At 48.1% G+C, this 25,269-nt stretch carries 27 protein-coding genes; 19 read left to right on the top strand and 8 right to left on the bottom strand.

What is annotated here, in order from left to right:
• The 5 genes from GACE_RS11185 to GACE_RS03795 all read left to right on the top strand — a co-directional run bounded on the left by GACE_RS11185 (window position 1) and on the right by GACE_RS03795 (window position 4,612).
• Window positions 1-972, top strand: a complete 972-nt coding sequence (locus tag GACE_RS11185) for a methyltransferase domain-containing protein (RefSeq protein WP_052400212.1) — start codon at window positions 1-3, stop codon at window positions 970-972.
• A gap of 114 nt (window positions 973-1,086) precedes the next feature.
• Window positions 1,087-2,382, top strand: coding sequence for a phenylacetate--CoA ligase family protein (locus GACE_RS03810; RefSeq protein WP_048091327.1), 1,296 nt, complete (start codon window positions 1,087-1,089; stop codon window positions 2,380-2,382).
• Window positions 2,383-2,387: 5 nt separating this feature from the next.
• Window positions 2,388-2,930, top strand: a complete 543-nt coding sequence (locus GACE_RS03805; protein WP_052400211.1) for a cysteine hydrolase family protein — start codon at window positions 2,388-2,390, stop codon at window positions 2,928-2,930.
• A gap of 120 nt (window positions 2,931-3,050) precedes the next feature.
• Complete coding sequence (locus GACE_RS03800) at window positions 3,051-3,986, top strand: ketopantoate reductase family protein (RefSeq protein WP_048091323.1); 936 nt, start codon at window positions 3,051-3,053, stop codon at window positions 3,984-3,986.
• Between the two features lie 32 nt (window positions 3,987-4,018).
• Window positions 4,019-4,612, top strand: a complete 594-nt coding sequence (locus GACE_RS03795; protein WP_048091321.1) for an acetate--CoA ligase family protein — start codon at window positions 4,019-4,021, stop codon at window positions 4,610-4,612.
• On the opposite strand, the gene GACE_RS03790 is transcribed toward GACE_RS03795, so the two are convergent.
• The 5 genes from GACE_RS03790 to GACE_RS03770 are packed head-to-tail and all read right to left on the bottom strand — an operon-like array spanning window position 4,602 to window position 10,318.
• The gene (locus tag GACE_RS03790; protein WP_052400210.1) at window positions 4,602-5,987 is read right to left on the bottom strand and encodes a CoA-binding protein; all 1,386 of its coding nucleotides are present in this window, start codon (window positions 5,985-5,987) and stop codon (window positions 4,602-4,604) included. The genes GACE_RS03795 and GACE_RS03790 overlap by 11 nt on opposite strands.
• A gap of 46 nt (window positions 5,988-6,033) precedes the next feature.
• Complete coding sequence (locus tag GACE_RS03785) at window positions 6,034-6,531, bottom strand: Zn-ribbon domain-containing OB-fold protein (RefSeq protein ID WP_048091318.1); 498 nt, start codon at window positions 6,529-6,531, stop codon at window positions 6,034-6,036.
• Window positions 6,532-6,534: 3 nt separating this feature from the next.
• Window positions 6,535-7,740, bottom strand: coding sequence for a thiolase domain-containing protein (locus GACE_RS03780; RefSeq protein WP_048091316.1), 1,206 nt, complete (start codon window positions 7,738-7,740; stop codon window positions 6,535-6,537).
• Entirely contained in the window at window positions 7,737-9,716 is a 1,980-nt protein-coding gene (locus GACE_RS03775; RefSeq protein WP_048091314.1) for a 3-hydroxyacyl-CoA dehydrogenase/enoyl-CoA hydratase family protein, read from the bottom strand. The genes GACE_RS03780 and GACE_RS03775 overlap by 4 nt, the downstream gene beginning before the upstream one ends.
• An 11-nt stretch (window positions 9,717-9,727) precedes the next feature.
• Window positions 9,728-10,318, bottom strand: a complete 591-nt coding sequence (locus GACE_RS03770; RefSeq protein WP_048091312.1) for a 2-oxoacid:acceptor oxidoreductase family protein — start codon at window positions 10,316-10,318, stop codon at window positions 9,728-9,730.
• Between the two features lie 112 nt (window positions 10,319-10,430).
• Between GACE_RS03770 and iorA the strand changes: the two genes are divergently transcribed.
• From iorA to GACE_RS03750, 4 genes are all read left to right on the top strand, one after another.
• Entirely contained in the window at window positions 10,431-12,299 is a 1,869-nt protein-coding gene (gene iorA, locus GACE_RS03765) for an indolepyruvate ferredoxin oxidoreductase subunit alpha (RefSeq protein ID WP_048091310.1), read from the top strand.
• A 116-nt stretch (window positions 12,300-12,415) separates the two neighbouring features.
• Window positions 12,416-13,240 carry an amidohydrolase family protein gene (locus GACE_RS03760; protein WP_158413797.1) on the top strand — a complete coding sequence of 275 codons (825 nt, stop codon included), beginning with the start codon at window positions 12,416-12,418 and terminating at the stop codon, window positions 13,238-13,240.
• 7 nt (window positions 13,241-13,247) lie between these two features.
• A complete protein-coding gene (locus GACE_RS03755; protein ID WP_052400209.1) occupies window positions 13,248-13,442 on the top strand; it encodes a hypothetical protein in 195 nt (64 codons plus the stop codon).
• Complete coding sequence (locus tag GACE_RS03750) at window positions 13,439-14,335, top strand: dihydroorotate dehydrogenase (RefSeq protein ID WP_048091306.1); 897 nt, start codon at window positions 13,439-13,441, stop codon at window positions 14,333-14,335. The genes GACE_RS03755 and GACE_RS03750 overlap by 4 nt, the downstream gene beginning before the upstream one ends.
• Before the next feature lie 8 nt (window positions 14,336-14,343).
• Here the strand turns inward: GACE_RS03750 and GACE_RS03745 are convergent, their stop codons facing one another.
• Window positions 14,344-15,231 carry an MBL fold metallo-hydrolase gene (locus tag GACE_RS03745; protein WP_048091304.1) on the bottom strand — a complete coding sequence of 296 codons (888 nt, stop codon included), beginning with the start codon at window positions 15,229-15,231 and terminating at the stop codon, window positions 14,344-14,346.
• A gap of 119 nt (window positions 15,232-15,350) precedes the next feature.
• On the opposite strand from GACE_RS03745, the gene GACE_RS03740 reads away from it, so the two are divergent.
• The 4 genes from GACE_RS03740 to GACE_RS03730 all read left to right on the top strand — a co-directional run bounded on the left by GACE_RS03740 (window position 15,351) and on the right by GACE_RS03730 (window position 18,364).
• On the top strand, window positions 15,351-16,817 hold the full coding sequence (locus GACE_RS03740) for a sodium-dependent transporter (RefSeq protein ID WP_048093612.1): 1,467 nt from the start codon (window positions 15,351-15,353) through the stop codon (window positions 16,815-16,817).
• A complete protein-coding gene (locus GACE_RS11515; protein WP_148305912.1) occupies window positions 16,807-16,908 on the top strand; it encodes a MetS family NSS transporter small subunit in 102 nt (33 codons plus the stop codon). Before GACE_RS03740 ends, GACE_RS11515 begins: the two co-directional genes overlap by 11 nt.
• A 615-nt stretch (window positions 16,909-17,523) precedes the next feature.
• Window positions 17,524-17,712 carry a winged helix-turn-helix transcriptional regulator gene (locus tag GACE_RS03735; protein WP_048091302.1) on the top strand — a complete coding sequence of 63 codons (189 nt, stop codon included), beginning with the start codon at window positions 17,524-17,526 and terminating at the stop codon, window positions 17,710-17,712.
• A 67-nt stretch (window positions 17,713-17,779) separates the two neighbouring features.
• Complete coding sequence (locus tag GACE_RS03730; protein WP_048091300.1) at window positions 17,780-18,364, top strand: hypothetical protein; 585 nt, start codon at window positions 17,780-17,782, stop codon at window positions 18,362-18,364.
• Here the strand turns inward: GACE_RS03730 and GACE_RS03725 are convergent.
• Both GACE_RS03725 and GACE_RS03720 read right to left on the bottom strand, forming a co-directional pair.
• Entirely contained in the window at window positions 18,354-18,734 is a 381-nt protein-coding gene (locus tag GACE_RS03725) for a YkgJ family cysteine cluster protein (RefSeq protein ID WP_048091298.1), read from the bottom strand. The genes GACE_RS03730 and GACE_RS03725 overlap by 11 nt on opposite strands.
• Complete coding sequence (locus GACE_RS03720) at window positions 18,709-19,875, bottom strand: asparagine synthase C-terminal domain-containing protein (RefSeq protein WP_048091296.1); 1,167 nt, start codon at window positions 19,873-19,875, stop codon at window positions 18,709-18,711. Before GACE_RS03720 ends, GACE_RS03725 begins: the two co-directional genes overlap by 26 nt.
• Window positions 19,876-20,224: 349 nt before the next feature.
• Here GACE_RS03720 and GACE_RS03715 point away from each other — a divergent pair, with 349 nt between their 5' ends.
• The 6 genes from GACE_RS03715 to GACE_RS03695 are packed head-to-tail and all read left to right on the top strand — an operon-like array spanning window position 20,225 to window position 25,057.
• Window positions 20,225-20,641 (top strand): cobalamin B12-binding domain-containing protein, encoded by a 417-nt coding sequence (locus GACE_RS03715; protein WP_048093610.1) that lies wholly within the window; start codon window positions 20,225-20,227, stop codon window positions 20,639-20,641.
• Window positions 20,638-21,042, top strand: a complete 405-nt coding sequence (mce, locus tag GACE_RS03710) for a methylmalonyl-CoA epimerase (RefSeq protein WP_048091294.1) — start codon at window positions 20,638-20,640, stop codon at window positions 21,040-21,042. The genes GACE_RS03715 and mce overlap by 4 nt, the downstream gene beginning before the upstream one ends.
• Window positions 21,039-22,595 carry a carboxyl transferase domain-containing protein gene (locus GACE_RS03705; protein WP_048091292.1) on the top strand — a complete coding sequence of 519 codons (1,557 nt, stop codon included), beginning with the start codon at window positions 21,039-21,041 and terminating at the stop codon, window positions 22,593-22,595. Before mce ends, GACE_RS03705 begins: the two co-directional genes overlap by 4 nt.
• 11 nt (window positions 22,596-22,606) lie before the next feature.
• Window positions 22,607-22,738 (top strand): hypothetical protein, encoded by a 132-nt coding sequence (locus GACE_RS11885; protein WP_318249286.1) that lies wholly within the window; start codon window positions 22,607-22,609, stop codon window positions 22,736-22,738.
• A 3-nt stretch (window positions 22,739-22,741) separates the two neighbouring features.
• Window positions 22,742-23,398: an acetyl-CoA carboxylase biotin carboxyl carrier protein subunit gene (locus tag GACE_RS11510; RefSeq protein ID WP_052400208.1), complete on the top strand. Its 657-nt coding sequence runs from the start codon at window positions 22,742-22,744 to the stop codon at window positions 23,396-23,398.
• Window positions 23,399-23,410: 12 nt separating this feature from the next.
• Window positions 23,411-25,057 carry an acyl-CoA mutase large subunit family protein gene (locus tag GACE_RS03695; RefSeq protein WP_048091290.1) on the top strand — a complete coding sequence of 549 codons (1,647 nt, stop codon included), beginning with the start codon at window positions 23,411-23,413 and terminating at the stop codon, window positions 25,055-25,057.
• Window positions 25,058-25,269: the final 212 nt, after the last annotated feature.

The raw sequence follows: 25,269 nt of genomic DNA, 5'->3' as shown, positions 1-25,269 counted from the left end.
ATGCGGGTGAGGCTGGTAGGACCGCTTAAGCGAAAATATGGAGAGGTTATCGAAATCCATGTAGGCGGGGATATCACCCTTGGAAAAGCACTGAAAATCGTCTCCGAGAAATATCCGGAACTCAAAGGCGAGATTGATGACGTCGAGGCGTACAACTTCTCCCTCAATGGCGTACTCGTGAGGAAGGATGAAATTGATTCGATTATGGTTCGGGATGAGGATGAGATCATAGTGATTCCTGCGATCTCAGGGGGTGATAGGGCGGAGAGGGTAAAAAAGATTGTGATGGGCAACTTTGACCTGAGCGGGGAAACGTATCACATTTTTGAGGAAAAGCATGAATTTTTCACCAGACTCGCCTCTGATCTGGTGGAGTTTTCAGGTGGTACTTTCGAATCGTGTCTTGATGTTGGCTGCGGAACCGGGGTCCTTGCCCGGATTCTGGATGACTGTGAGGTTGTTGGGCTCGATATCTCGAGAAAAATGCTTGAGAAGGCCAGAGAATTCATGATTCATCTCGTGCAGGGAGATGGTGCAAATCTCCCTTTCAGGGATGGCAGCTTTGACGCCGTTTTATTCAATGCATCGATTTTTCTGATACCCGATGCGGGAAAAGCGCTGAGAGAAGCTCTGCGGGTTGTAAGGACCGGTGGCACAGTTGCTGGCAGTCTGTTTTCGGGCATTTATCGCTCTGGAGATAATGCTCTTGCAGAGCTTGGCCTGATGCACAGAGAGGTTTACCCATCAGACCGAATAGTGTCCATGATTCGTGAACTTGGCGGGGAAATTGACGTGGTGGACTACAGGGCTGGAAGACACCTGATAATCGATTTTTATTCAGTCCCTGCGATGTCAAACGCACTTTTTCCGGGAATTGAATATGTGGAAAGGGTAAAACTGGTGAAAGAGCGGTTGAAAAATCTTCCACACGATCTCGAATTCAGGTGGACGTTTTTCAGAATTCCGGATTAATTTACGAATTAAAATTTTTGCCTCTCTTAACTTTACAAACTTAACAGAAAGTTATTTATACGATTTACTGTGTAATTTTCATGGTTAATGGTTAATATTGTTTGGGGTGGTTGGATGTACTGGAACCCAGTTATAGAGAAGATGGGCCCTGATGAGATCAGGGAGATGCAGGGGAGGTTGCTGAGAAACACGGTGCATTATGCCTACAGCTATTCTCCGTTTTACAGGAAGCTGTATGATGGCGCCGGAATCAGGCCGGATGATGTCAGGAGTGTGGACGATGTTGTGAAACTGCCATTCGTAAAAAAGCAGGATTTGAGGGACAGCTATCCTTACGGCATGTTTGCAGTACCTCTTTCAAAAATTCTGAGAATTCATGCCTCCAGCGGAACAACCGGGAAACCGACAGTTACCGGATACACCGCCGACGATCTTGAACTCTGGAGCGAAAGCCTGGCGAGGGGACTGTACTCGGCAGGTATCCGGAAGGAGGATATAATCCAGAACGCCTATGGCTACGGGCTCTTCACCGGCGGCCTTGGTTTCCACTATGCCGGAGAGAAGATTGGTGCGACGGTAATTCCGTCATCGTCGGGAAACACTCAGAGACAGATTGAGCTTATGAAGGACCTCGGTTCTACAGTAATATGCTGTACCCCAAGTTACATGATCTACCTGACAGAGTATGCGGCCAAAATGGGAGTTGATCTGAGGGAGGATACTGAGCTCAGAATGGGTGTTTTTGGAGCAGAACCCTGGAGCGAGGAGACCAGGAAGAGGATTGAGAACAAATCCGGAATTGATGCCATAAACATCTACGGCACTTCGGAGATAAGCGGACCTGTAGTGAGCGAGTGCCACGAAAAGGCTGGAATCCACTTCTGGGCAGACATATTCCTGATTGAGGTAATCGATCCAAAAACCGGTGAGCAGCTCGGGGAGGGGGAGAAAGGCGAACTCGTAGTTACGGTCCTCGGAAAGGAAGGACTTCCGATGATAAGGTGGAGGACAGGAGACATAACCAGCATAATCTACGAGAAATGCAACTGCGGAAGGTGGCACCCGAGAATTGACAGGATTACCGGCAGAGCGGACGACATGTTCATTGTGAGGGGAGTCAATGTCTTTCCGAGTCACGTGGAGTATGCGCTCATGCAGGTCAGGGAGGTCAGCGAGCATTACATGATCGTACTTGAGAGGGATGAAAACGGGCTTGATCTGATGAAGGTGCAGGTTGAGATAAACCCAGAATATGTGGGCAGAATAGGGTTCGATGAGCTTGCCCGGAAGGTTCAGGAGACACTGAGGAGCTATCTGAATGTAACCCCGGCCGTTGAGATTGTGGAGCCTGAAACCCTGCCAAGGTTCGAGGGAAAGGCCAGGAGAGTTGTTGACAAGAGAAAGGTCTGATAGCATTGAGGCCGGCACTCGTGGTCATAGACCTGATAAAGGGGAACAAACCCTTTTTTAACGAAGAGCATTTGCAGATAATCCCGAGAGTCAGGCGTGTAATAGATGAGCTGAGGAATTTTTCTGTTCCCATAATTTTTGCAAACGACAGCTACCCTGAGAATGACTGGCTCTTCAATTTCATGAAGAAACACGCAGTAAGGGGAACTGAGGAAGTGGAGGTAATCGAAGAACTGGGAGTCATGGAAGGGGATATCATTGTGGAAAAAAGAAGATTCAGTGCATTCTTCAGAACCGACCTGGACATAACCCTGAGAGAGCTTGGAGTGGATACAGTCGTTCTTGCAGGGATAAACACTCACGTATGTGTCCTTTCCACGGCTTTCGATGCCATCAGCAACGATTTCAGGGTGATCCTGCTGAAGGATTGCTGCGCCTCCCACACCAGAGAGGTTCACGAGTTTGTTGTCAATCGATTCAGGGGTCTGCCGGCTTTTCAGGTTATGGGAAGTGAGGAGTTCCTTGAGTCTGTTCGTGGAAAGTGCTGAACCACCTCAATTTTTTCAGATTTTTTGCCGGTCTAACTTTGTAACACCAATGTGTCTTTGTGTCAAACATTGTCAAAATTTAACCGAATAATTTTTAAATTTGTAAAATAACAATTAAACATGAGGATTGCCATAGTGGGGGCCGGAGTAATTGGGAGCATTTTTGCATACATATTTGGAAGGAAGCACGAGGTTACACTGATCGAAGTTGTGAAGGAGAAGGTCGAACTTTACAGAAAGGAGGGCTATTCGATAATAATGCCGGATGGGAGCGAGGTGCACGTTGATAACGTTCATGTGACCCCTGACCCGGCGGAGGTTGGCGAGGTTGACCTTGTTCAGATATCCGTGAAGGGGTATGCAACCGAACCGGCAACGAAGAATGCCCTGCCCATGATAGGGAAGGATACCATGGTTCTGTCTGTTCAGAATGGACTTGTGCATGACATCATTTCGAACATCGTTGGCAGGGAGAAGGTTATTGCAGGTATTACCGCCCACAGTGGCATGCCGGTCTCGCCAAACGTCATCAGGTACGTCGGTGGTTACGGACCCCTTCTGACCATAGGCAAATATGACAAGAATCCGGATGAGAGATTTAACTGGGTGGTTGAGGAACTGAGAAAGACTGGAGAGGAGATTCTTGTTGTGGACGATATCGAACCAATCATCTGGAAAAAGCTTGTTGCCAACGTTGCATGCAATCCCGTGGCGGCCATAACCGGAATGACGAGTGTTGAAGCTCTTGCCTGCGAAAACAGCAGGGAACTGATCAAAATACTGGCTGAGGAAGTTGTGGCCGTTGCAAAGGCGAGAGGCATTTACTTTGAGGAGATGGAAAACATAGCCGAGTTCGTCTATCAGGCATTTGCGGGAACAAAGGACAACAAGGTTTCCATGCTTCAGGATGTTGAGGCGAAGAGAAAGACCGAGGTGGACACGCTTAACGGAGCAATCGTTGCAGAGGGAGAGCGGCTTGGAGTCAGTGTCCCGGCGAACAGGGTCATCACCAACATTGTGAAATCGATTGAGTACATGTACGGTAAGAGGGGTTGAGCCAGCCAACATTCCAATTTTTTGCATGGCCTATGAGAACTCTTGACCTGAGGGAATCTCTTGCCCTGCTCAGGAAGTACGGCATCCCGGTTGCTGACACTTTTTTCGTATCCTCGGAAGATGATGTTCTTGGTTTGAAAGACGTGCTGCCTTTACCCTGTGTGGTTAAGCCAAATACTGGCGGTCACAAGTCCGAGCTGGGAGTGTTTAAGGATCTGAGATCAGTGGATGAAATCCTCCACGCTCTGAATGAACTTGGCTGTGAGGCTGGAATTCAGAGGATGGTTCACGGCTTTGAGATTTTTCTCGGGGCGAAGAGGGACAGGTTTTTCGGACATGTTCTTGCCCTCGGGACTGGAGGCGTGTTTGCAGAGCTTTTCGAGGACATATCGTTCAGATTGATGCCCATAACGTGGCAGGATTTTGACGATATGATGGATGAGACAAAACTGTCTGCTGTATCGAGAGGATTCAGAAACTTTGGTTTCAGCAGGAAAAAGCTTTACAGCATAGTAAAGAAATTTGAAAGGATGGTTATCGAGGAAGGTGTGGTCGAAGCGGATATCAACCCACTTATTGCAGACGGTGATGAAATTCTGGCAGTCGATGCAAGAATCATTCTCTGAGCAGGATTTTGCCGTAATCTCCAAGCGCTTTAAGACTTTTTACAGCCATTTCGGGCGTTGAATACACCGGTATTCCGTTTGCCTCAATTTTCTCTCTGACGTCATCCCATGTGCCTGGAGGATAATTCAGACAGACCGTCATGGGCTTTTGCCCGGATGCTCTGATTATGCTGTCGACCGGAACCTGAAGGAAATCTCCGGACCACGAGTAAACGTAGTTCAGGACGATTCCATCCACGTTTCTGTCCTCTGCAATGAGTTCTATTGCCTTCCCGCACAATTCCACGTCGCTGGCAACAAAACCAAGATCAACAGGGTTGTCCCTTATCGTGTAGGGCGGAAGCAGTTCATAAAGCTGAGATCTCGTGTTTTCAGAAAATTCGGCCAGCTTCATTCCACATTTTTCAGCTGTATCGCATGCGACCATCCCGAGACCCGCAACAAGGGATACGACTGCAACCCTGTCACCGAACATGGGCTTCTGCATTGACAGGGCTTTGGCAAACGATATAAGCTCTTCAAGCGTTTCAGCAACCACCGCTCCATACTGTTTCAAAGCGGAAACGAAAATTCTGTAGTCCCCCGCCATGGACCCTGTGTGTGATCTGGATGCCCTGTCTGCCTTTTCGAATCTCCCCGCCTTCAGAGCAACCACCGGTTTTGACCTGGTGATTTTCACAATCTCATCCAGCATCCTTCTCGGATTCTCCGTGCCTTCTATGTACAGTGCTATGCATCTCGTGTCATCATCTGTGGCGAGGTATTCCAGTATTTCAGGAAAATCAACATTCAGACGATTCCCGAGGCCGATTATCTTGCTGAAGCCTATCCCTTCCCTCATTGCATAAGGTGCGAGAAGATGGCATATCCCACCGCTCTGGCTTACGAGAGCGATGCTGCCTCCTCTGACTTTAAACAGAGCAGGAGTGAAGCTTGCATTAAGGCCTCTCCTGACGTTTACGATGCCAAAGGTATTCGGCCCTATAACCACTGCATTTGCCCTTTCAACAAGATTTCTGAGTTTTTCATGCAGTTTTCCACCATCCGGCATCTCAGCCTCCCTGAATCCAGAGGTTATTATTACGAAAGCCCCCGTACCTCTCTCAATGAACTTCTTTACAGTATCGTGGATTTTCTCTCTTGGAATCACAATTATTGCAAGGTCGGGAGCTTCCGGAAGCTCTTCAACTCCGGGGTATGCGGCTATGCCAAAAACCTGGTCTTTCCCCGGATTCACAGGATATATTCTGCCATCAAAGCTTTCGACAAGACTCTTCATTACGTGATATCCCATCTTATTCTCATTGTCCGTAGCTCCGGCAACAGCCACGGATTCTGGGTTGAAAAGAGTCTTCAGACGTTCAGGCTTCATCATATTACCTTCCGGGAAAAATTTGTTTGATGCATGAAAGAGGAAAAGATTAAACTCTGGTGAAGCAGTACCAGTATCTCGTCTTATCGCCCGGTCCAACGATCTCCATTATCTCCCATGTGACCCGGTCTCCGACTTTAAGGTCCTCATAGCTCACGTCAAACATCATGCCGCTTATCTGCACACCGTTTTCCGGGTAGTTTCCGAATCTTGCAACGGCAATGACGAAAGGTGCGTAATCCTCAACTATAACAGGCGCTCCGAGTTTAAGTTCGGTGAAAGCGTAAAGCTCGCCCTCCTCAGGAATCTCGATCCACTCAAGGTCTTCGCCGTTGCAGTTTGGGCAGACAATCAGCGGGGGGAAGTGTATCTTTCCGCATGTTATGCACCTCGTTGTAACGAACTTTCCTTCAGCGAGAGACCTGTAAAATTCGTATATGCGTGTTGCATCAGGCCCTTCCGGTTCCTGCTGCTCCCACAGATCGAGCAGAGGGTTCAGAGGGATTTGATCAGGGAGCTTCAATTTCCTTCTGGTGTGTGATGCCATTTTTTACACCTCCTGCTTCAGGTCCTTTCTTTTATATATGCTGTATGCCATGATGTGGTGAAGCTGTGCCATTCCGCTCAGGTTGTGGGCGATTCCAATCTCTGCACCATTCACATACCTTTCCTCCGGCACCTCTCCCCTGAACTGCATGACCATCTCCCATGCCTGCCTCACACCAGTGGCTCCGAGAGGGTGTCCGTTCGAAAGCAGCCCACCGCCCGGGTTGACAGCAACCTTCCCACCTATGTAGCTCTCGCCCTCTTCGATGAACTTTCCACCCTCCCCCTTTTTGCAGAAACCAAGCTCCTCATATTCCAGAATTTCACTTATGGTGAAGCAGTCATGAACCTCCGCCATATCTATGTCGTCCGGAGATATCTTGAGCATGGAGTAGAGGTCTTTTGCTGCCTTCCTCAACCCGACCCAGTGGCTCAGGTCTCCAAACTGGTTTGTTGTGTGGGCTGAATCAACGTGCTGCACCCCACCGAGTATCCATACAGGGGTGTCGGTGAATTCTCTTGCCCTTTCCTCGCTGGTGAGAATGAGCGCACAGGCACCGTCGGTTATGGCACTGCAGTCAAAGAGTGTTAATGGCGGGGCAACCATTCTTGATCCGAGAACCTTCTCAACCGTAACCTCCTTCTGGAACTGGGCGTAGGGGTTTCTTGCACCGTAATACGAATTCTTGACCCTGACCATTGCCAGCTGCTCGCTCGTTGTGCCAAACTCATGCATGTGCCTCTGGGCAACCATTGCGAAAAATGGCGGTGCGGTGAACCCGTTAACTCCGTCAAATTCTCTGTTTCCGACATTGATCATGCTGGACTGGGAAACGCTCATGAATTTCGAGTTCATCTTCTCAACCCCAACAACCATGGCCACATCGCTCAAGCCTGTTGCAACCGCAAGCCATGCGTATCTTATGGCTGCCTGGCCGCTTGCGCATGCGACCTCAGTTCTCGAAATCACCCTGCTGACGTTGATCCCCAGAAGTTCGGCAACGTATGGAGCCACATGAGTCTGAAAAACCCACCTTTCAGGCTGTGCCGCTCCAACAAAAAGCGAATCAATGTCCTTTTTATCCAGATTCGGCACATCATCGAAAACGGCCTTTCCCGCCTCCTGAACGAGGTCTCTCCAGCTCGCCTCTCTAACGCCAAATCTGGTTATTCCCGCTCCTACAATCGCAACCTCCCTCATCCTGATCATCTCCCTCTGAAGTTCGGTTTTCTCCTGTACATGAACGCCTGAATCCCCTCAGCTATATCTTCGCTGACTGCAACGTTTCCGCCAGAAGCTGCCTCCAGATAAAGACCCGTCCTGAGGTGGTCCTGGTTGCCGTAATACATCACCTTCTTCACGAGTTTGTAGGCGAGAGGCGGTCCATCGGCAATTTTTTCAGCAACTTCGGTAACCTTTTCCATGAACTCGTCAGGTTCGGCGACATAGTTGGCAATACCCCACTCGTAGGCTCTGTCTGCATCTACTGGCTCTCTCATCAGTATCGCCTGTTTGGCTCTTGACATTCCAACGATGTGAACAAGTCTCTGTGTTCCTCCCCATCCCGGGAAGAGGCCGAGGTTAAGTTCCGGCAGCGCAAGCACGGCTTTCTTGCTTACAACCCTCAGGTCACATGCAAGTGCAAGCTCAAATCCTCCACCCATTGCAGGTCCGTTGATTGCCGCAATGACCGGCTTGGAAAGTGTCTCAATTTTCGTGAATGTTTTATGTCCTTTTTCGCTGAATTCCAGCATATCCTCTGCCTTGCCGCTTGCGAACACTGACATGTCCGCTCCGGCACAGAAATTCCTGCCCTCTCCTGTGATAACTATGCACCTCACATCATCATCCCTTTCGAGAACATCCAGAGCCGAGCATATCTCGTCAAGAAACGTCGGATTGAGAGCGTTTGCCCTCTGGGGCCTGTTCAGCTTTATGAACCCTATCCTCTTTTCTCTGTCTATGCTCACCCTGACAAACTCATACATGAATGGTCCGTATTTGAAGAACCCCTCACCGGATTTTCTGCCAGTTTTGCCCTCTTCAACGAGTCTGACGATTACCGGGTTGGGCCTGTATCTCTCTTCACCGTATTCGGAATAGAGGTCTTCAAGCTTTTTCAGAATGGCGTCCAGGCCTGCATCGTCAGCCATTCTCAGGAGACCCCGTGGATAGTTCAGACCATACAGGACTCCGAGGTCTATTTCCTCAGGCGTTGCAACACCTTTTTCGATGAGCCATGCTGCTTCGTTCACAGCAGGAGCAAGCAGTCTCAGGATGTCGAAATCCTTTCCGGCCCTCAGAGGAACCTCGTTTGTTTTGCCCTCACCCCAGTCGTAAAACCCCTTCCCTGACTTTTTACCCAGATGTCCCGCTTTGAACAGCCTTTCAAATGGCGGTGCTGGGCGATATGATTCACCGAGCGTTTCCCTGTAGTATTCGAGAACGTGGTAGCTGACATCAATGCACCCCCCACCGAGAAGGTCGTGAAGCTCAAAAAGCCCCATAGGAAGCCCCATTCTGTATTTGACGGCTGAATCGATTTCTTCAACAGTTCCTTCTCCATTTTCAAGCGCCCATGCAGCTTCGTTAGCCATTGTTACAAAAATTCTGTTGACGACAAAGCCCGGGACGTCCTTTCTTACGTGGATTATCACTCTGTTCAGTTTCTTTGAAACTTCTTCAACGGTTTTTATTGTCTCCTCGCTCGTGTATTTTCCATAGACTATCTCTACAAGCCTCATTATCTTTGGCGGGTTGAAAAAGTGAAGCCCCACAAACCTGTCTTTTTTGTTCAGAAACTCTGAAAGCTGTGTGATGCTGAGAGAGGAGGTGTTTGTTGCAATGATCGCATCATCTCTGCAGTACTTTTCCACTTCCTGAAATACCTGGCTTTTCAGATCGAGAATTTCGGGAATCGCCTCAATTATCAGATCAGCATCCTTAACCGCAGATGCAACGTCAGTCGTGGTTTTGATTCTTGACAGTACCGAACTGACCTCTTCCTTCAGCCTGCCTTTTTTCCTGTCTCTCTCGAGACCTGATTTTATTTTTTCATAGGCTCTTTCAAGAATCTCTTCTTTAATATCTCTGATTACGACCTCGTATCCTGAGATTGCACAGAGTTCCGCAATGGCATGACCCATCGCTCCTGCCCCGAGGACAGCAACCTTCCTAACTTCCATAGCTGATCACCTCACGAAAAGTAGTCATATCCTGCCTTCAGAGCCTTTATATTCGCCTCATGCAGTTTTTCCGGGAGGACATCCTTCATGGCACTCTCGATTATTTCGTAAGAGAATGGAAGATTCGCAATTCTGGAAAGCATTCCCAGCACCACCACGTTTGTTGCCTGAACCGTGCCGGCAACATCCTCTGCTATTTTTGATGCCGGAACGAGTTCAATTCTTTCCGAATATTCCTTCAGTTTCTCATACGTTTTTTTGATGTCCGGATAGCTGGAAATTCCCTGGGAGACTGATGGCGGTATAATCGGTCTGTCATTTACCAGGAGCGTTGTGTTCCTGTTTGCATACTGAATGTACCTCAGCGCCTCAGACGGTTCAAGGGCAATGAGGTAGTGGGCTGAGCCGATCGGGATAAGAGGAGATTCGGCATCTCCGATTCTGACATGGACCTCAACACTCCCTCCACGCTGTGCCATTCCGTGGGTTTCTGCTGTAACCACGTTCAATCCTGCTTTGAGTGCAGATCTGGCGAGTATGCCGGAAGTCGTGAGAATACCCTGACCCCCCACACCTACCAGAAGAATGTTGACCACATTCATCTTTCCAAATTTAAATTTTCTAATATTTTAATTTTACTGAAGTTATTCTTTGACCCCTTTATTCTTTACAACATCAAAAATTATTTAAATGTCCACTGAACAATGTTATTACATGCTTAAGGAGGTAGTTCTTGACGCTCCTGGAGAGAAGGTATTTCTGCTCGGAAACGAGGCCATTGCCAGAGGTGCAATTGAAGCTGGTATCGACATCTATTCTGCCTATCCCGGTACACCATCCTCTGAAATTGTGGATACCCTGAGCCAGGCATGCAGGTTGCTTAAGGGAAAAATGGACTTTTACCTTGAATATTCTGTAAACGAAAAGGTCGCCTTTGAAGTGGCTGTGGGTGCATCCCTTGCCGGAAAAAGAGGCATGTGCGGGATGAAGCATGTTGGAGTGAATGTTGCAGCGGATGCTCTTTTCAGCTTTGCATACATGGGTGCGAGAGGCGGTTTTGTCTGCATTTCTGCTGATGATCCATCAATGCACTCAAGTCAGAATGAGCAGGACAACAGGTGGTACGGGATTGCCGCGAAAATACCAGTTATTGAGCCGACTTCACCTCAGGAGGCCAAGGATTACGTGAGCAAAGCGTTCGAAATCTCTGAAAAATTCGGACTCCCTGTGATATTCAGAACCGTAACCAGGCTGAATCACGGAAGCGGCGTTGTGGAGCTTGGAGAAATTCCTGAGAAGAAACTTGAAAAGGTGGAGTGGAAGAGAAACCCTCCAACTGATGTCCTCGTTCCGGGAAATGCAAGAAGACAGAAGCTGGTTTTGCTTGAAAAAATTGAAAAAATACGGGAATACTTTGGAAATTCTGAGCTGAACTGGATAGAGGGTGGAGATTCAGATAAGGGCATCATAGCGAGCGGCATCGCCTACAGGTATGCCAGAGAATCTCTGAAAAGGCTCGGAAAGGATTTACCCCTGCTCAAGCTATCGACCACTAATCCCCTCCCCGAAAAGCTTGTCGAGGACTTCATATCACGCCTTGACAGTGTTGCCATTGTCGAAGAGCTTGATCCGTTCGTTGAGATGCAGGTGAGGGCGATTGCGGGAGAGTACGGAGTGGAGATTTATGGCAAGAAAAACGGATACTTCCCCATGCATTATGAGTATTCTGTCCACATCGTCGAGAAGGGAATCGCAAGGATGCTCGGTGAGTCAACGTCGCTCAACTACGATGAGACAATTGAAAAAGCGAAACCTGCAAACCAGATGGCACCGCTGAGACCACCTGTCTTCTGTCCTGGCTGTCCTCATGCAGCAAGCTACTACGCAATCAAGGAAGTTGCGGGTGAGGAGGCTTTGCCAAGCGATATCGGGTGCTACACCCTTGGAGTCAACAGACCCTTCGAGGCGGTGGATATCACACTCTGCATGGGAGGAGGGTTTGGAATTTCAAACGGACTCAGCAGGGTTGTTACGAACAAGGTGATCGCTACTGCTGGTGATTCAACGTTTTTCCATGCATCTCTCCCGGCCCTCGTAAATGCTGTTTACAACAGGGCGAATGTTGTGTTTGTCGTTCTTGACAACTCCACAACAGCGATGACCGGGCATCAACCCCACCCCGGTATGGACGTGAGGGGGTGCGGTGAGGATGGCAGCAGGGTCAGGATAGAGGATGTTGCCAGAGCAGTGGGGGTTGAGTTTGTTGAGGTCGTTAACCCATACAACATCAGGAAGATGGAGAACACAATAAAATCGGCAATGGAACATGATGGTGTGGCTGTTGTTGTTGCAAGGCAGCTGTGTGCAATTCTCTGGAACAGGGAGAGGAAGAGGAAAGGGATCAGAATAAGGCCGTTCGAGGTTACCGAAGACTGCGTGAAGTGTATGAAGTGTGTCAGTCAGTTTGCTTGTCCGGCCATAGTGTATGACGGAGAGAATGTGTGGATCGATGAATCTCTGTGTGCGGGATGCGGAGTTTGCACCCAGATCTGTCCGGAAAGGGCGATAAAACCGGCAAGATAATTTTTAAATCTTTTTCGTGTGCTGAAAAATATTTTTTCAATTCATTCTTCAGACGTGCTAAAAAGGAAAATATTAAACCTGTGCCTGACAATGGAGGTCTGTAGTCGGGGATGGCCATGATTGATACGCACGTTCATGTCTTTCCGGATGAAGTCCTCTGGAGACTGTATGCCTGGATAGAGAAGAAACACAAATCCAAAGCCACTGTCCAGCTTGATGCTGATTCTGTATTGGAAAAACTCCGGAGCATGGGTGTTGGGCACTTTTTCAATCTGACCCATTCAATAACGCCCGAAATGACAAAACCTCTTGCAGAATGGAATGCAGAACTGAAGAAAAGGTTGAATTGCCACGTGTTCACGGGATTTCACCAGGACAACGGTACTGAAGAGCTATACAGGATTTTCGAACTGGGAATTGATGGTCTGAAACTTCATCCTCCGGTCCAGAGGCTTTATCCGGATAGCAGAGAAGCTCTCGAAATATATGAGGTCCTTGACGAACTTGGAAAACCGCTTGTAATTCATACAGGCTACTTCCTTGATAATGGCTTTAAATACACGCTTCCCGAATTTTATGAAACACTCGCTTACAGCTACTCCTTTCCCGTAATTCTTGCACACATGATGGTGGGGAAAACGGAACACCTGCCGAGATTTCTCGATGCCAGGAGTAACATATACTCGGACACATCCCTGGCGTTCATCAGGGTAGAAATCCCCGACCCTCGCTCGGGCGAAAAGGTGAGGTTTTACAGCGATGAAGTCAGGGAAGCTGTGATGCAGTATCCTGACAGAATTCTGTACGGCAGCGAGATTCCGGTGATATGGGTGGACCCGGATGAGACCCTCAGGACTCTAAACCAGGAATTCGATGAGGATACTGTCATTCAGATCACGAGAAAAAATCCGGAAAAGTTTATAAGAAAATATCTGGAGTGAGGAAACGATGGAGATTGAAAAACTGAAGCACCTCCTGCAGCACTGGATTGAACACAATAACGAGCATGTTTCCAAATACTTGGAATGGGCAGAGAAGATTGAAGATGAATATCCTGACGTTTCGAGAAAGATTAAGGAGAGCATAGAGTTTTTTGAGAATGGAAATCTGAAGCTTAAAGAGGCGTTTGAGCTGATAAAATGAGAGAGGCGCTGAGGATAAATCTGGCAGGAATTGAAATGAGAAATCCGCTGATGCTGTCCAGCGGTATTATGGGCAGCTTCGCCTCATCTTTGAACAGGCTTTCCGAGAATGCCGGAGCCGTGGTTACGAAAAGCGTGGGGCTTGAACCTGTTGAGGGTTACAGCAATCCTGCCGTGATCAACTATTCCCACGGGCTGATAAATGCTGTTGGCCTGGCTTCTCCGGGAGCAAGAGCTTTTGCAAGGGAGCTTGAGGATTACGTTTTTTACGCTCCACTCGTGGTCAGCCTCTTCGCCTCAACACCCGAGGAATTTGCAGAGCTTGTAGAGTATTTTCCATTCGCAGATGGCTTCGAGCTGAATCTCAGCTGTCCCCATGCCAGGGATGTTGGGCTGGCGGTGGGCAGCGACCCTGACCTCGTTCGCGATATCGTCGGGGCTGTGAAAAAAGCTACGAACAAACCGGTTTTTGCCAAACTCTCGCCAAATGTCAGGGATATTGTGGAAGTTGGCAAGGCAGCCGAAGAGGGGAAAGCTGACGGTGTTGTGGCAATCAACACCCTGAAAGGTATGAAAATAGACATATTTGCAAAGAAGCCCATTCTGAGCAACGTTAGCGGTGGGGTGAGCGGGGAGGGCATTAAGCCCGTCGCCGTCAAATGTGTCTGGGATCTGTATGAGGAGCTGAGCATACCTGTTATTGGCTCTGGAGGGGTTACCAGCTGGAAGGACGTTATAGAGTTCATTCTTGCCGGAGCTAAAGCGGTGCAGATAGGTTCGGCTCTCTATTACTCCAACAGAATCTTCTACAGCCTTGAGGAGAGTCTGATAGCATACACAAGAATGACGGGAGAAAAGCTGGAGGATATTGTCGGGTTGGCTCACAGGGCCTGACTCCCGCATTATCTGGTTATTTTCCAGTAAAGAATTCCGTCAAACTCTGCCTGAATGTCACCTCTGTTGTGCAGGTAGCTGAGGTATGCTTTCAGCGCTGCGAGCATGAGACTGTATTCCGTGAAGTTGCTCAGCCTTATTTCAAACTCTGAGCATAGCCTTCTCAGAATCTCTTCTGTTGTGCCTCCGCCGACGGAGAGAATAAATTCTTCAACTCGCTCGATGACGTTCATATTCAAATCGGCAAGATATGAGATGTCTTCTGTCGGTTCTGCATGACACGGTACATAATGCTCGAAGCTGCTTTTTTCCAGGAACGATAGTGTTTCTATCTGTTTTTCTATGTCCATGAACAGCGGGATTCTGTACTTCTCTATGACTCTTCCGGAAAACACAGCGTCTGCACAGTATAGCACACCATCAGCCTCAACACCAATCTGTCCTGGAGAATGCCCTGGAAGCGGAACTGTGGTGAGCTTTAGCACTCCAAAGTCAAATTCAGTTTCGCCGTCAGCACCTATGACATTATCCACTCTTGATGGTCTGGCCATGAGGAAGCGGTTCATCATCTCGTTCACGGGGTGTGCGGAGAACAGGTAGAGCGGTTCGAGGTAGGGATACTGAATGATTCCTGCCTCGACTTCAGGGGCATAAACCCTTGCGTCTGTCATATTCACCAGGTAACTGTTCCCGCCGAAATGGTCAGCATGCGAGTGGGTGTTGATTATTGCCTTGAGCTTTAAACCGTTCTTTTCGAGAAGCTTCAGTATTTTCCGGCCCGACTCTCTGTCAAGGCCGGTATCGACGAGGATTGCTGCATCATCACACCGGATAACTCCCACGTTTGTGGCACCGGGAATGAGATGGGAACTGTCAGAGACCTGTACAAGCTTCATGGGAGAAATTTCACATCTTCTTATTTAAGCCATTCCTGATGTTTGCAACAATTTATAATTTCAGATACTTTTTTCAGCAACTGCGCATTTTTGCGACAAAATATCAAGGAGGTGGTTACTTGCAGAGAGAGCACTGGGCAACGAGAGCAGGATTTGTTCTTGCTGCAGTGGGATCGGCCATAGGTCTCGGCAACATCTGGAGATTCGGATATCTTGTCTATAAAAACGGTGGTGGAGCCTTTCTGATTCCGTATTTTGTTGCGCTTTTTATTGCGGGAATAAGTCTGATGATTCTGGAGTTTGCGCTCGGCCACAAGTTCAGAGCAAGCGCCCCACAGGCGTTGAGAGCAGTGGGTAAAAAATTCGAGTGGATAGGCTGGTGGGCCGTTGTGGGTGGAATGATCATCACGATGTATTACTCTGTGGTGATTGCCTGGGCCTTAGTTTACTTCACCAGGGCCTTCACCCTCGCCTGGGGTGCTGAGACGAAAGCGTACTACTTTGGGCAGATTCTGCAGCTTACTGACTCGCCCTGGAACTTTGGTGGGTTTGCCGTGGAGGTTCTTGTGGCAACCGCAGTTGTCTGGGCGCTCAACTGGTTCATAGACTTCAGGGGTGTCAGGAAGGGTATTGAAAAGGCGAACATGGTTCTCATGCCACTGCTGTGGATTCTGGCCATAATCCTCGTCGTCAGAGCACTGACCCTGCCCGGGGCGATTGAGGGCATAGAGTGGTATCTCAAGCCCAATTTCTCAAAACTCGGCGATTACAACATCTGGCTTTCAGCCTTTGGACAGATATTCTTCACTCTCAGCCTTGGAATGGGTATAATGATTGCCTATGCCAGCTATCTGCCCGAGAAAAGCGACATAGCCAACAATGCCTTCATTGTTGCCCTTGCGAACTGTGCATTCAGCTTCCTCATTGGCTTTGCAATATTCGGCACTCTCGGCTACATGGCATACGCAACCGGAAGCGAGATTGGTGATGTTGTCGCACAGTCCATAGGTCTTGCGTTTGTTGTTTTCCCGCAGGCCCTCAACATGCTCCCAGCCCTCAAGGTGTTCACGGCTGTGGTGTTCTTCCTCGCACTGGTTGTTGCAGGTCTCTCGTCATCCATCTCTCTCGTCGAGGCTGTTGTTGCGGCGGTGATGGACAGGTTCGGCATTGAAAGGAGGAAAGCTGTTAACCTTGTTGTCGGAATCGGGTTCTTAGGCAGTTTGCTCTACACCACGAAAGCTGGCCTGTACTGGCTTGACATCGTTGACCATTTCGTGAACTACTATGGCTTGGTGCTTGTGGGGCTGCTGGAGGTCATAGCCGTTGCATGGTTCTTTGACCTCGGAAAGATCAGGGAACACATAAACGCCGTATCAGAGATAAAGGTTGGCTCATGGTGGAGCTATGCTGTCAAGTTTGCCGTGCCGGCAATACTGCTGGTTCTGCTTGGATTTGACATAGCTGGCAATCTGAAGGAGCCTTACGGAGGCTACCCGGTCAATGCCCTGCTTGCGGGCTTCGGTGTAATCCTGGCAGGAATGCTTGTTTCAGCACTACTCTCGTGGAGGAGTAAGGATGTCTCCTGATGCCATAGCCATGGGCCTTTTCGGATTCGCCGTGCTGTATGGGGGTCTGGCTTACTTCCTGTACAGGGCGATGAAGGCAGAAAAGGTGTAAATTTTTTCTATTATTTTTTCCTTTCAATCCCTTCAAGGTCTGATTTTAACGAGATCGAAGATTACCTCGCATACTTCCGCCCTGAACACTTTCAATCCCTTCAAGGTCTGATTTTAACCTTGATAATTATAAACCCCTCTTCCTCATCTTCCTCTCTTTCAATCCCTTCAAGGTCTGATTTTAACCTCCGTTAATATTCCCCCAGATTCCTTTAAAAAGCTTTCTTCCCGCTTCTTTCGTTTAAATACTGCAGCGAACCTCCGGTGATGCGTGTTGTTTATAACGTCGTGCGAATTTTATCCTGAGGTTTGTTTTTCGATTGTGGATTTTTTACGGGTTTTTTACTGAATTTGAGTAAATCTGTCATGGAAGAGTTGGAGAATAAAAATAAACTTGCTCAATTTCTTAAAAGAAGGAAGTGAAAATTAAAAGTTTTTGCTATAAAAATGGCGAATTAAAAGGTCTGCGTCGGGCTTAAAGAGTTCTGTTGCAGTGGTGGCGGCACCAGAATTTGCTGAACTGGGAATTGTGAGGTCTGGGCGGGAGTTATGTACTATAATTTCCAATTCGTATTTTGATAAGAAAAGTTTAAATTCCGAACAGAATAATTCAAAAATGGTGATTGAAATGTCTGAGGAAAAAATTATAGAGATTTTGAAGAACGCTGGCAGGCCGCTGAAAACTGCAGAAATTGCAGAGCTTGCCGGAATGGACAGCAAGGAAGTTTCGAAGATCATAAGCAGGCTCAAGAAAGAGGGCAGGATTACAAGCCCGAAAAGATGCTACTATACAGCACAATCCTAATTTCTTAGGGGAAATCTGGATATATTCAGTTCTCCAATTTTATTTTGTGAAGTCTTTCATTCCTAAAATGCATGGTGCAACATCAATATGGTTATCTGCTGTCCTGGTTTCGGCTTTCAGACTGAATACGCTTGAATTCCTGGCCTCAGTCTCGCTAATCTTTGCCATAGCTTCAGGCCACAATATTATCTTCAAGGGCAATAAATCACGGATCGATTACGCTGTGGTTCTGATTTCCGCAGCACTCGCCGGAATTACTGCGCTGGACAATCCGTTTGTTGCCATGTATGCAATTCCTCTTGCCCTTTCAGTTGCATTTCGAAAAGATTTCAGGAAGTATGTTATTTTTGCATCCGTTCTGACAACCCTGCCCGCAGCATACATTGCAGACCCGAAAACGGTCATTCTGTTCATTTCATTTGCCTTTGCATCTGTTCTTGTGGCCGATTCGAGAATATACTCTGATAGAAGAACCCTCATTGCCGGAATTGCCTTGTTCTCTCTAATCTCTGCCCTTGTGAATTACAGACTCGTTCCGTTCACTTTCCTGCTCGCCATTCCTGAGGTTCTTGACTTCAAAACTAAAACTCTCGGCCTGTATCTTCTGGCAATCCTTCTGGGTTTTTCAGCAGCCCTTATTTTTATGGGATAAACCCGTAGATGTCTTTTATGTGCTTGATGAGTGTCCTCTCAACTCTCTTTATTTTTGATACGGGGACTTCCTCTGCTGATGGGCAGAAATCGTGAACTGCTGCTCTTTTTCTCTCCACGTCATAAACTACCGGATAAAGTCTGCATCCGAGAGGTCTGTTTTCGTATATTGTGCATCGACCACCTTTCAGAAAGAAACACCTTCCATCCACATTCCTGAGGACCCTTATGCCGTCAACTTCGATGCTGAAGTCATTTCTGTCATAACCAAGAGATTCAATCCTTTTCATATCTCTTTCACTGAGCTGCATTTCTGTCTCAATACAGCATTTGTGGCATCCTTTATCAGTGCAGTTCAGTCTGATCTCCATACATCCCCCTCAGGAATTCTCCAAGCTCAGTTTTGTAGGCTTTCGCCACCTTTTCGAGCATTTTGTAGGTGTTTGTGGAATACTGGATCGCCTTTTTACTTGCATAGGCAAGCTCGGCCGGAATGTATTTTCTTGCAATCTCTCTCAGAAAGTATTTTCTGATAACTTTCCCGCCTTCCCGATGTATTTTTAACTCAACGGGTATCGAAAGTGCGGATTCTATGATGTCAAAGTCAAGATAAGGTGTGTGGAGCCTCATCTCGTTGATGTAGGACAGCTTCGCATCTCTCACGAGATTGTTGTCCCCGATGTTGAGGATGTCCTCAAGCAATGCCTTTTCCAGGCTTTTTCCAATGAGGTTCTCATACCTCTTGTATCCTCCGAAAAGCTCATCTGCCCCCTGACCGAATACTATTTCCGTAAATCCAAGGGATTTTGCATAGTTCATCGAGAGGTATATCGGCAGGGCTATTGAGACCTGCAGGGGGTTGGAAGTCTCGATTGCAGTAATTACTGCAGGAAGAGTGTTCTTCAGCGTGTCCAGATCGAACCTGAATATGTCCACATCTTTTCCAAGAAGCCTGGCAGCATCTTTAATTCTTTTTTCCTCTGCCCTGGATGCCGTGACAGCAATAAGCGGGACGTCGTAGAAATATGCAAGGAACGACGAATCGATTCCGCCCGAAAAACTCAGACATGCGTTGCCAAATTTCTTTTTTTCAAGAGATTCAATGATTCTTTCCTCAATAACGGGTTTATCGAATTCACCGGGTTTTATCACTTCGAAAAATTCAGTGATTTCCTGGAATATCACCTCCCCATCATATCCCAGTTCGAGATATTCACCGGGCAGGACTTCTCTGAATTCAGGCACGAATTTTTTGAAATTTGACACTGCAAGGTGATCGTTGTAGTAAAGCGGTTTTGAGCCGAGAATGTCCCTTGTCAGGATAACTCTGTCGGACTTAAACGAAACTGCGTAAAACAGCCCTCTGTGATTTTTCACGATATCTCTGTTTATTTCGCTGTTTTCGACCCCATCGTAGAATGATAAACCAAGCTGCTTCGTTGGATACCTTTGTTCGACTCCCAGACCACTCAGTTTTCCGTTCTGGATGGTTGGGCTTATGACTATGGACATTTTACTCTGCTATCTTGAAACCCGGATATATTAATTTTTGCAAGGCTTCCACATGTGTTCCAGCTCAAAAACGCAGAATTGATTTTTCTGGAATTGTGGACGTGTGATTTGGACTCTTGATTGGATATCGGCATGTTATTGGGTGTTTTTTCAGTCCATACTGTTTTCTGAACCTTTTTTAATCCATTTGCTTTTCTAAGCAGAAATTGACGAGAACGGAGAAATTCCAGTGGAAAAGGTGGGGAGGGGGGTAGAAACTCACAAGAACGTAATTTTTCGAAAGGTATATATGAATTTCAAGTGGAATTTTCGTGGCATATCATGTAAAATAGCTGCCGGAGGTGTCTGTATGGAGAAAAAAATCAGAGTTCTTATTGCAAAACCGGGTCTTGATGGTCATGACAGGGGTGCAAAGGTGATTGCAAGGGCTTTGAGGGATGCCGGTTTTGAGGTCATTTACACCGGAATAAGAAGGACGCCGGAGGAAATTGCTGAGACAGCTCTGCAGGAGGATGTAGATGTTATTGGCCTTAGCATTCTGAGTGGAGCGCATCTCGAACTGATCCCTCTCATAGTGGATGAGCTTAGGAAGAGAGGAATTGAGCCTGGCAGAGATATTGTTGTTCTTGTTGGGGGAATTATCCCTCCTGAAGATATACCAAAGCTGAAGGAAATGGGCGTGGCCGAGGTCTTCATACCCGGTACGCCAATGTATGAGATTATTGACTTTATCAAGAGGAGTGTTGGTGAAAAGGTGGTAGCATGAGCTTTGAGATCAGGAAGATTGATCATATCGGTATTGCTGTAAAAAGTCTGGACGAGGCAGTAGAGCTTTACAAAAAGCTCGGCTTTGAGGTAAAGGAGATTGAAGAGGTGCCGGAACAGAAGGTAAGGGTTGCAATGCTTCCCGCTGGTGAAAGCAAAATAGAACTTCTTGAGGCAACCTCTCCGGAAAGTGCGATAGCAAAACACGTCGAGAAAAGGGGAGAGGGCATCCAGCACATAGCAATCAACGTCTCAAACATTGAAGAGGCGATCGAGAACGCAAAGAAGAATGGTCTTCAGGTTATAGACGAAAAGCCGAGGATCGGTGCTGGTGGCAAGAAGGTTGCATTTGTTCATCCAAAAAGCACGAAGGGCGTTTTGCTGGAATTTGTGGAGGGATGAAATTGAGGAGAGAACTGATCGACGAACTTTACCGCAGAAAGGAGAAGATCAAACAGATGGGTGGGGAGGAGAGAATAAAGAAGCAGCACGACGCAGGAAAGCTAACGGCGAGGGAAAGGATTGAACTCCTTCTCGATCCCGGTAGCTTCGTAGAGATAAATCCGTTTGTTGAGAAGAGGAACACGGATTTCGGGCTTGATAAGGTTGAGCTACCAGCAGACGGCGTTGTGACTGGCTACGGAACCATAGATGGGAGGCTGGTGGCAGTATTTGCCCAGGACTTCACGGTGATGGGTGGCAGTCTTGGAGAGATGCACGGCTACAAGATAGCCTACCTTCTCGACTTCGCCATGAAGGTCGGGATTCCGGTAATAGGGCTGAACGACTCCGGTGGAGCCAGAATACAGGAGGGTGTGGATGCCCTCAAGGGTTATGGAGATATATTCTACAGGAATACTCTCGCAAGCGGTGTTATTCCGCAGATCAGTGTTATCCTTGGCCCGTGTGCAGGTGGTGCAGTTTACAGCCCTGCCATCGGTGACTTCATAGTGATGACTAAGAACAAGGGCTGTTACATGTTCATCACCGGGCCGCAGGTGATAAAAACCGTAACCGGAGAGGATGTTACTCCTCAGGAGCTGGGTGGCTGGGAGGCACATGCTGCCAAGAGCGGTAACGCACACCTTGTTGCCGAAGATGATAAGGATGCCATGAGGCTCGTCAGAAAGCTCGTCAGCTTCCTGCCACCGAACAACCTCGAAGATCCACCTAAGAAGGATACGGGCGATAGCCCTGCGAGAACAACTCCTGAAATCTATGATATCATACCTGACGACCCGAACAAGCCCTATGATGTTAGGGATGTTATCAGGGCAGTGGTGGATAACGGGGAATTCTTCGAAATTCACGAGATGTTTGCCCCCAATGCCACAGTTGGGTTTGCCAGGATGGACGGAAAGACGGTTGGAATTGTTGCAAACAACCCCAAGTTCTATGCCGGAACCCTCGACGTGAACAGCAGTGATAAAATTGCGAGATTTGTCAGGTTCTGCGATGCGTTCAACATACCGATACTGACTTTTGTTGATGTCCCCGGTTATCTTCCCGGAGTTCAGCAGGAGTATGGCGGTATCATAAGGCACGGTGCAAAGATTCTGTATGCATACAGTGAGGCCACAGTCCCACTCGTTACTCTGATCCTGAGAAAAGCCTATGGTGGAGCGTATCTTGCCATGGGCAGCAAGCACCTTGGTGCTGACGTGGTTTATGCCTATCCTACCGCTGAAATTGCGGTGATGGGTCCGGAAGGTGCTGCGGAAATCGTATTCAGAAAGGAGATTGCGAAAGCCGAAGACCCTGAGAAGGTCAAACAGGAAAAGGTTCAGGAGTACAGGGACAGTTTCGCGAATCCCTACAGGGCAGCTGCGAGGGGTTACATTGATGATGTAATCGATCCAAAGTTCACAAGGGTCAAAATCATATCTGCTCTGAGAGTTCTGGACACCAAGAGGGAGAAACTCCCGCCCAAGAAGCACGGCAACATACCCCTGTGAGGTGATGTGTGGTGAACACTGAAGAATTTCTTGCCGCCATAACTGCCATTCACAGATATATCGAGGATCACTCGGAGAAGCCTGTTGAAATCCGGAGAGAAGTCAGCTACTGGAAAATAGTTTCGAGAGTGCCGGGGTGGTGAATCTTGGCGAGATATGCCGTTACGGTTAACGGGAGAAGATATGATGTACATGTTGAGGAGATAGCACCGGGCAAGTTCAGAGTGAACGTCAACGGTAAGGAAGAAGTAATCGAGATGGTCGAGGAAAGAAAGCAGCTGCAGGCTGCAGAGTCTCAGGTCTCTGCTGCCCCCGTAAAAGCAGCCGGAGGAGAGGTAAAGGCAGAGATGTCCGGAACGGTTGTGAGGATTCTGGTTAAAAACGGTGATGAGGTTAAGAAGGGTCAGCCCCTGCTGATCCTCGAGGCAATGAAGATGGAAAACGAAATAGTCTCTCCATTTGACGGTACTGTGGCTGGTGTCGAGGTAAACGAGGGGGCGAAGGTTCAGGCGGGAGATGTTCTTGTAAGGATTGACACCGGTAGCTCTTCAGGGCAGGGTGTATCGCCCGGCGGAAGTGAAAAGCTGGATGGAAATTTGGTGAAGGCCGAGATGTCCGGCACAATTGTCAGAATTCTGAGAAACGAGGGTCAGGAAGTCAGGAAAGGTGAACCAGTACTGGTTCTCGAGGCAATGAAGATGGAAAACGAGATTGTGTCGCCCTCTGATGGCAGACTTTCGAAAATACTCGTTAAGGAAGGCGACAGGGTTCAGGCCGGTTCCGAGCTTTTTGTCGTATCCTGAGGAGGTGTATCCATGAATAAGAGAGAATGGGAAGAAAAATACGTGAAACCTCTCCTCGAAAAAGCTCCTGAAAGGAAAAATGTATTCAGAACAGCAAGTGGTTTTGAGGTTGACAGGGTTTACACGCCCGAAGATGTCAGTATCGATTATGAAAGCAGGCTCGGCTATCCCGGAGCTTACCCGTTCACGAGGGGCATTTACCCCACAATGTATCGTGGAAGAGTATGGACAATGAGGCAGTATGCCGGGTTTGGAACGGCAGAGGAGACGAACAAGAGGTACAAGTACCTGCTTGAACAGGGTCAGACCGGACTGAGTGTTGCCTTTGATCTGCCCACCCAGATAGGCTACGACAGCGACAGTCCGATGGCCCTCGGAGAGGTCGGGAAGGTTGGTGTTGCCATCGATACAATAGAGGACATGCAGATTCTGTTTAATGGGATTCCACTCGACAAGGTCTCAACATCCATGACGATCAATTCCACTGCAGCACAGCTCCTGAGCATGTACATAAGCGTTGCCGAGTCGCAGGGTGTCGACAGGAAGGTTCTGAGGGGTACTGTTCAGAACGATATGCTGAAGGAATACATTGCGAGAGGGACATATATCTTCCCGCCAGAGCCGAGCCTGAGGCTTGCAACTGACATCATAATGTTCTGCGCAAAAGAGGTGCCGAAATGGAATTCAATCAGCATTTCAGGTTACCACATGGAAGAGGCCGGAGCCACGCCAGTGCAGGAAGTCGCATTCACTCTTGCAGATGGAATAGAGTATGTGCAGAGGGTAATAGACAGAGGTATGGATGTGGATACCTTCGCTCCGAGATTGAGCTTCTTCTTTGCAGCGGGAAACAACCTGCTCGAAGAGGTTGCGAAGTTCAGGGCTGCGAGAAGGATCTGGGCAAGAATTATGAAGGAAAGATTTGGGGCGAAGAACCCGAGGTCAATGATGCTCAGGTTCCATGTCCAGACTGCAGGATGCACCTTAACGGCCCAGCAGCCTGAAAACAACATAATCAGGGTTACGTTACAGGCTCTTGCCGCCGTTCTCGGAGGAACGCAGAGTCTGCACACCAACAGCTATGATGAGGCGCTGAGCCTTCCGACCGAGAAAGCTGTGAGAATCGCACTCAGGACGCAGCAGATCATTGCAGAGGAGAGTGGGGTGGCAGATGTCGCAGATCCGCTTGGTGGGGCATACTATGTTGAGTGGCTCACCGAGAGGATCGAGGAAGAGGCGATGAAGTACATCGAGAAGATCGACGAGATGGGTGGAGTCATAAAGGGCATTGAGAGTGGATACATACAGAGGGAAATACAGAAGTCTGCCTATGAGAAGCAGAAGGCAATTGACGAGGGTGAGCTTACAGTCGTGGGAGTTAACAAGTACAGAATAGATGAGGAGCTGAACGTCGAAATTCTGAGGATAGACAGGGAAATGGTTCAGAAGCAGATAGACAGGCTGAAAAGGTTCAGAGAAACCAGAGACAGGAGCAAAATGGAGGAGGCACTCACCAAACTCAAGAAAGCAGCAGAGAATCCCGACGAAAACCTGATGCCGTACATTCTTGAGGCGGTGAAGGCCAGAGCCACCCTCGGAGAGATAACAGACGCTCTGAGGGAGGCGTTTGGGGAGTACAGAGCCCCGCAGATATTCTGAGGTGGTTTTCTGGAGGACATATATTTATTTTTTATTCCTCCAATCCTTGGAGCGTTCATAGGCTACCTGACAAACGTTGTAGCTGTAAAGCTGCTTTTTCATCCAAAAAAACCAATAAAGATTCTGGGATTCAAGATACAGGGCTTAATTCCCGCCAAAAGTGAGGAATTTGCCCACAGGATAATCGATGTTTTTGAGGAATACGTTGGCAG

This window comes from Geoglobus acetivorans (assembly GCF_000789255.1).
In the GTDB taxonomy this organism is placed as follows: Archaea; Halobacteriota; Archaeoglobi; order Archaeoglobales; family Archaeoglobaceae; genus Geoglobus; species Geoglobus acetivorans_B.
The sequence above is the reverse complement of the archived record's forward strand: the minus strand, read 5'-3'. Positions and strand labels throughout refer to the sequence as shown.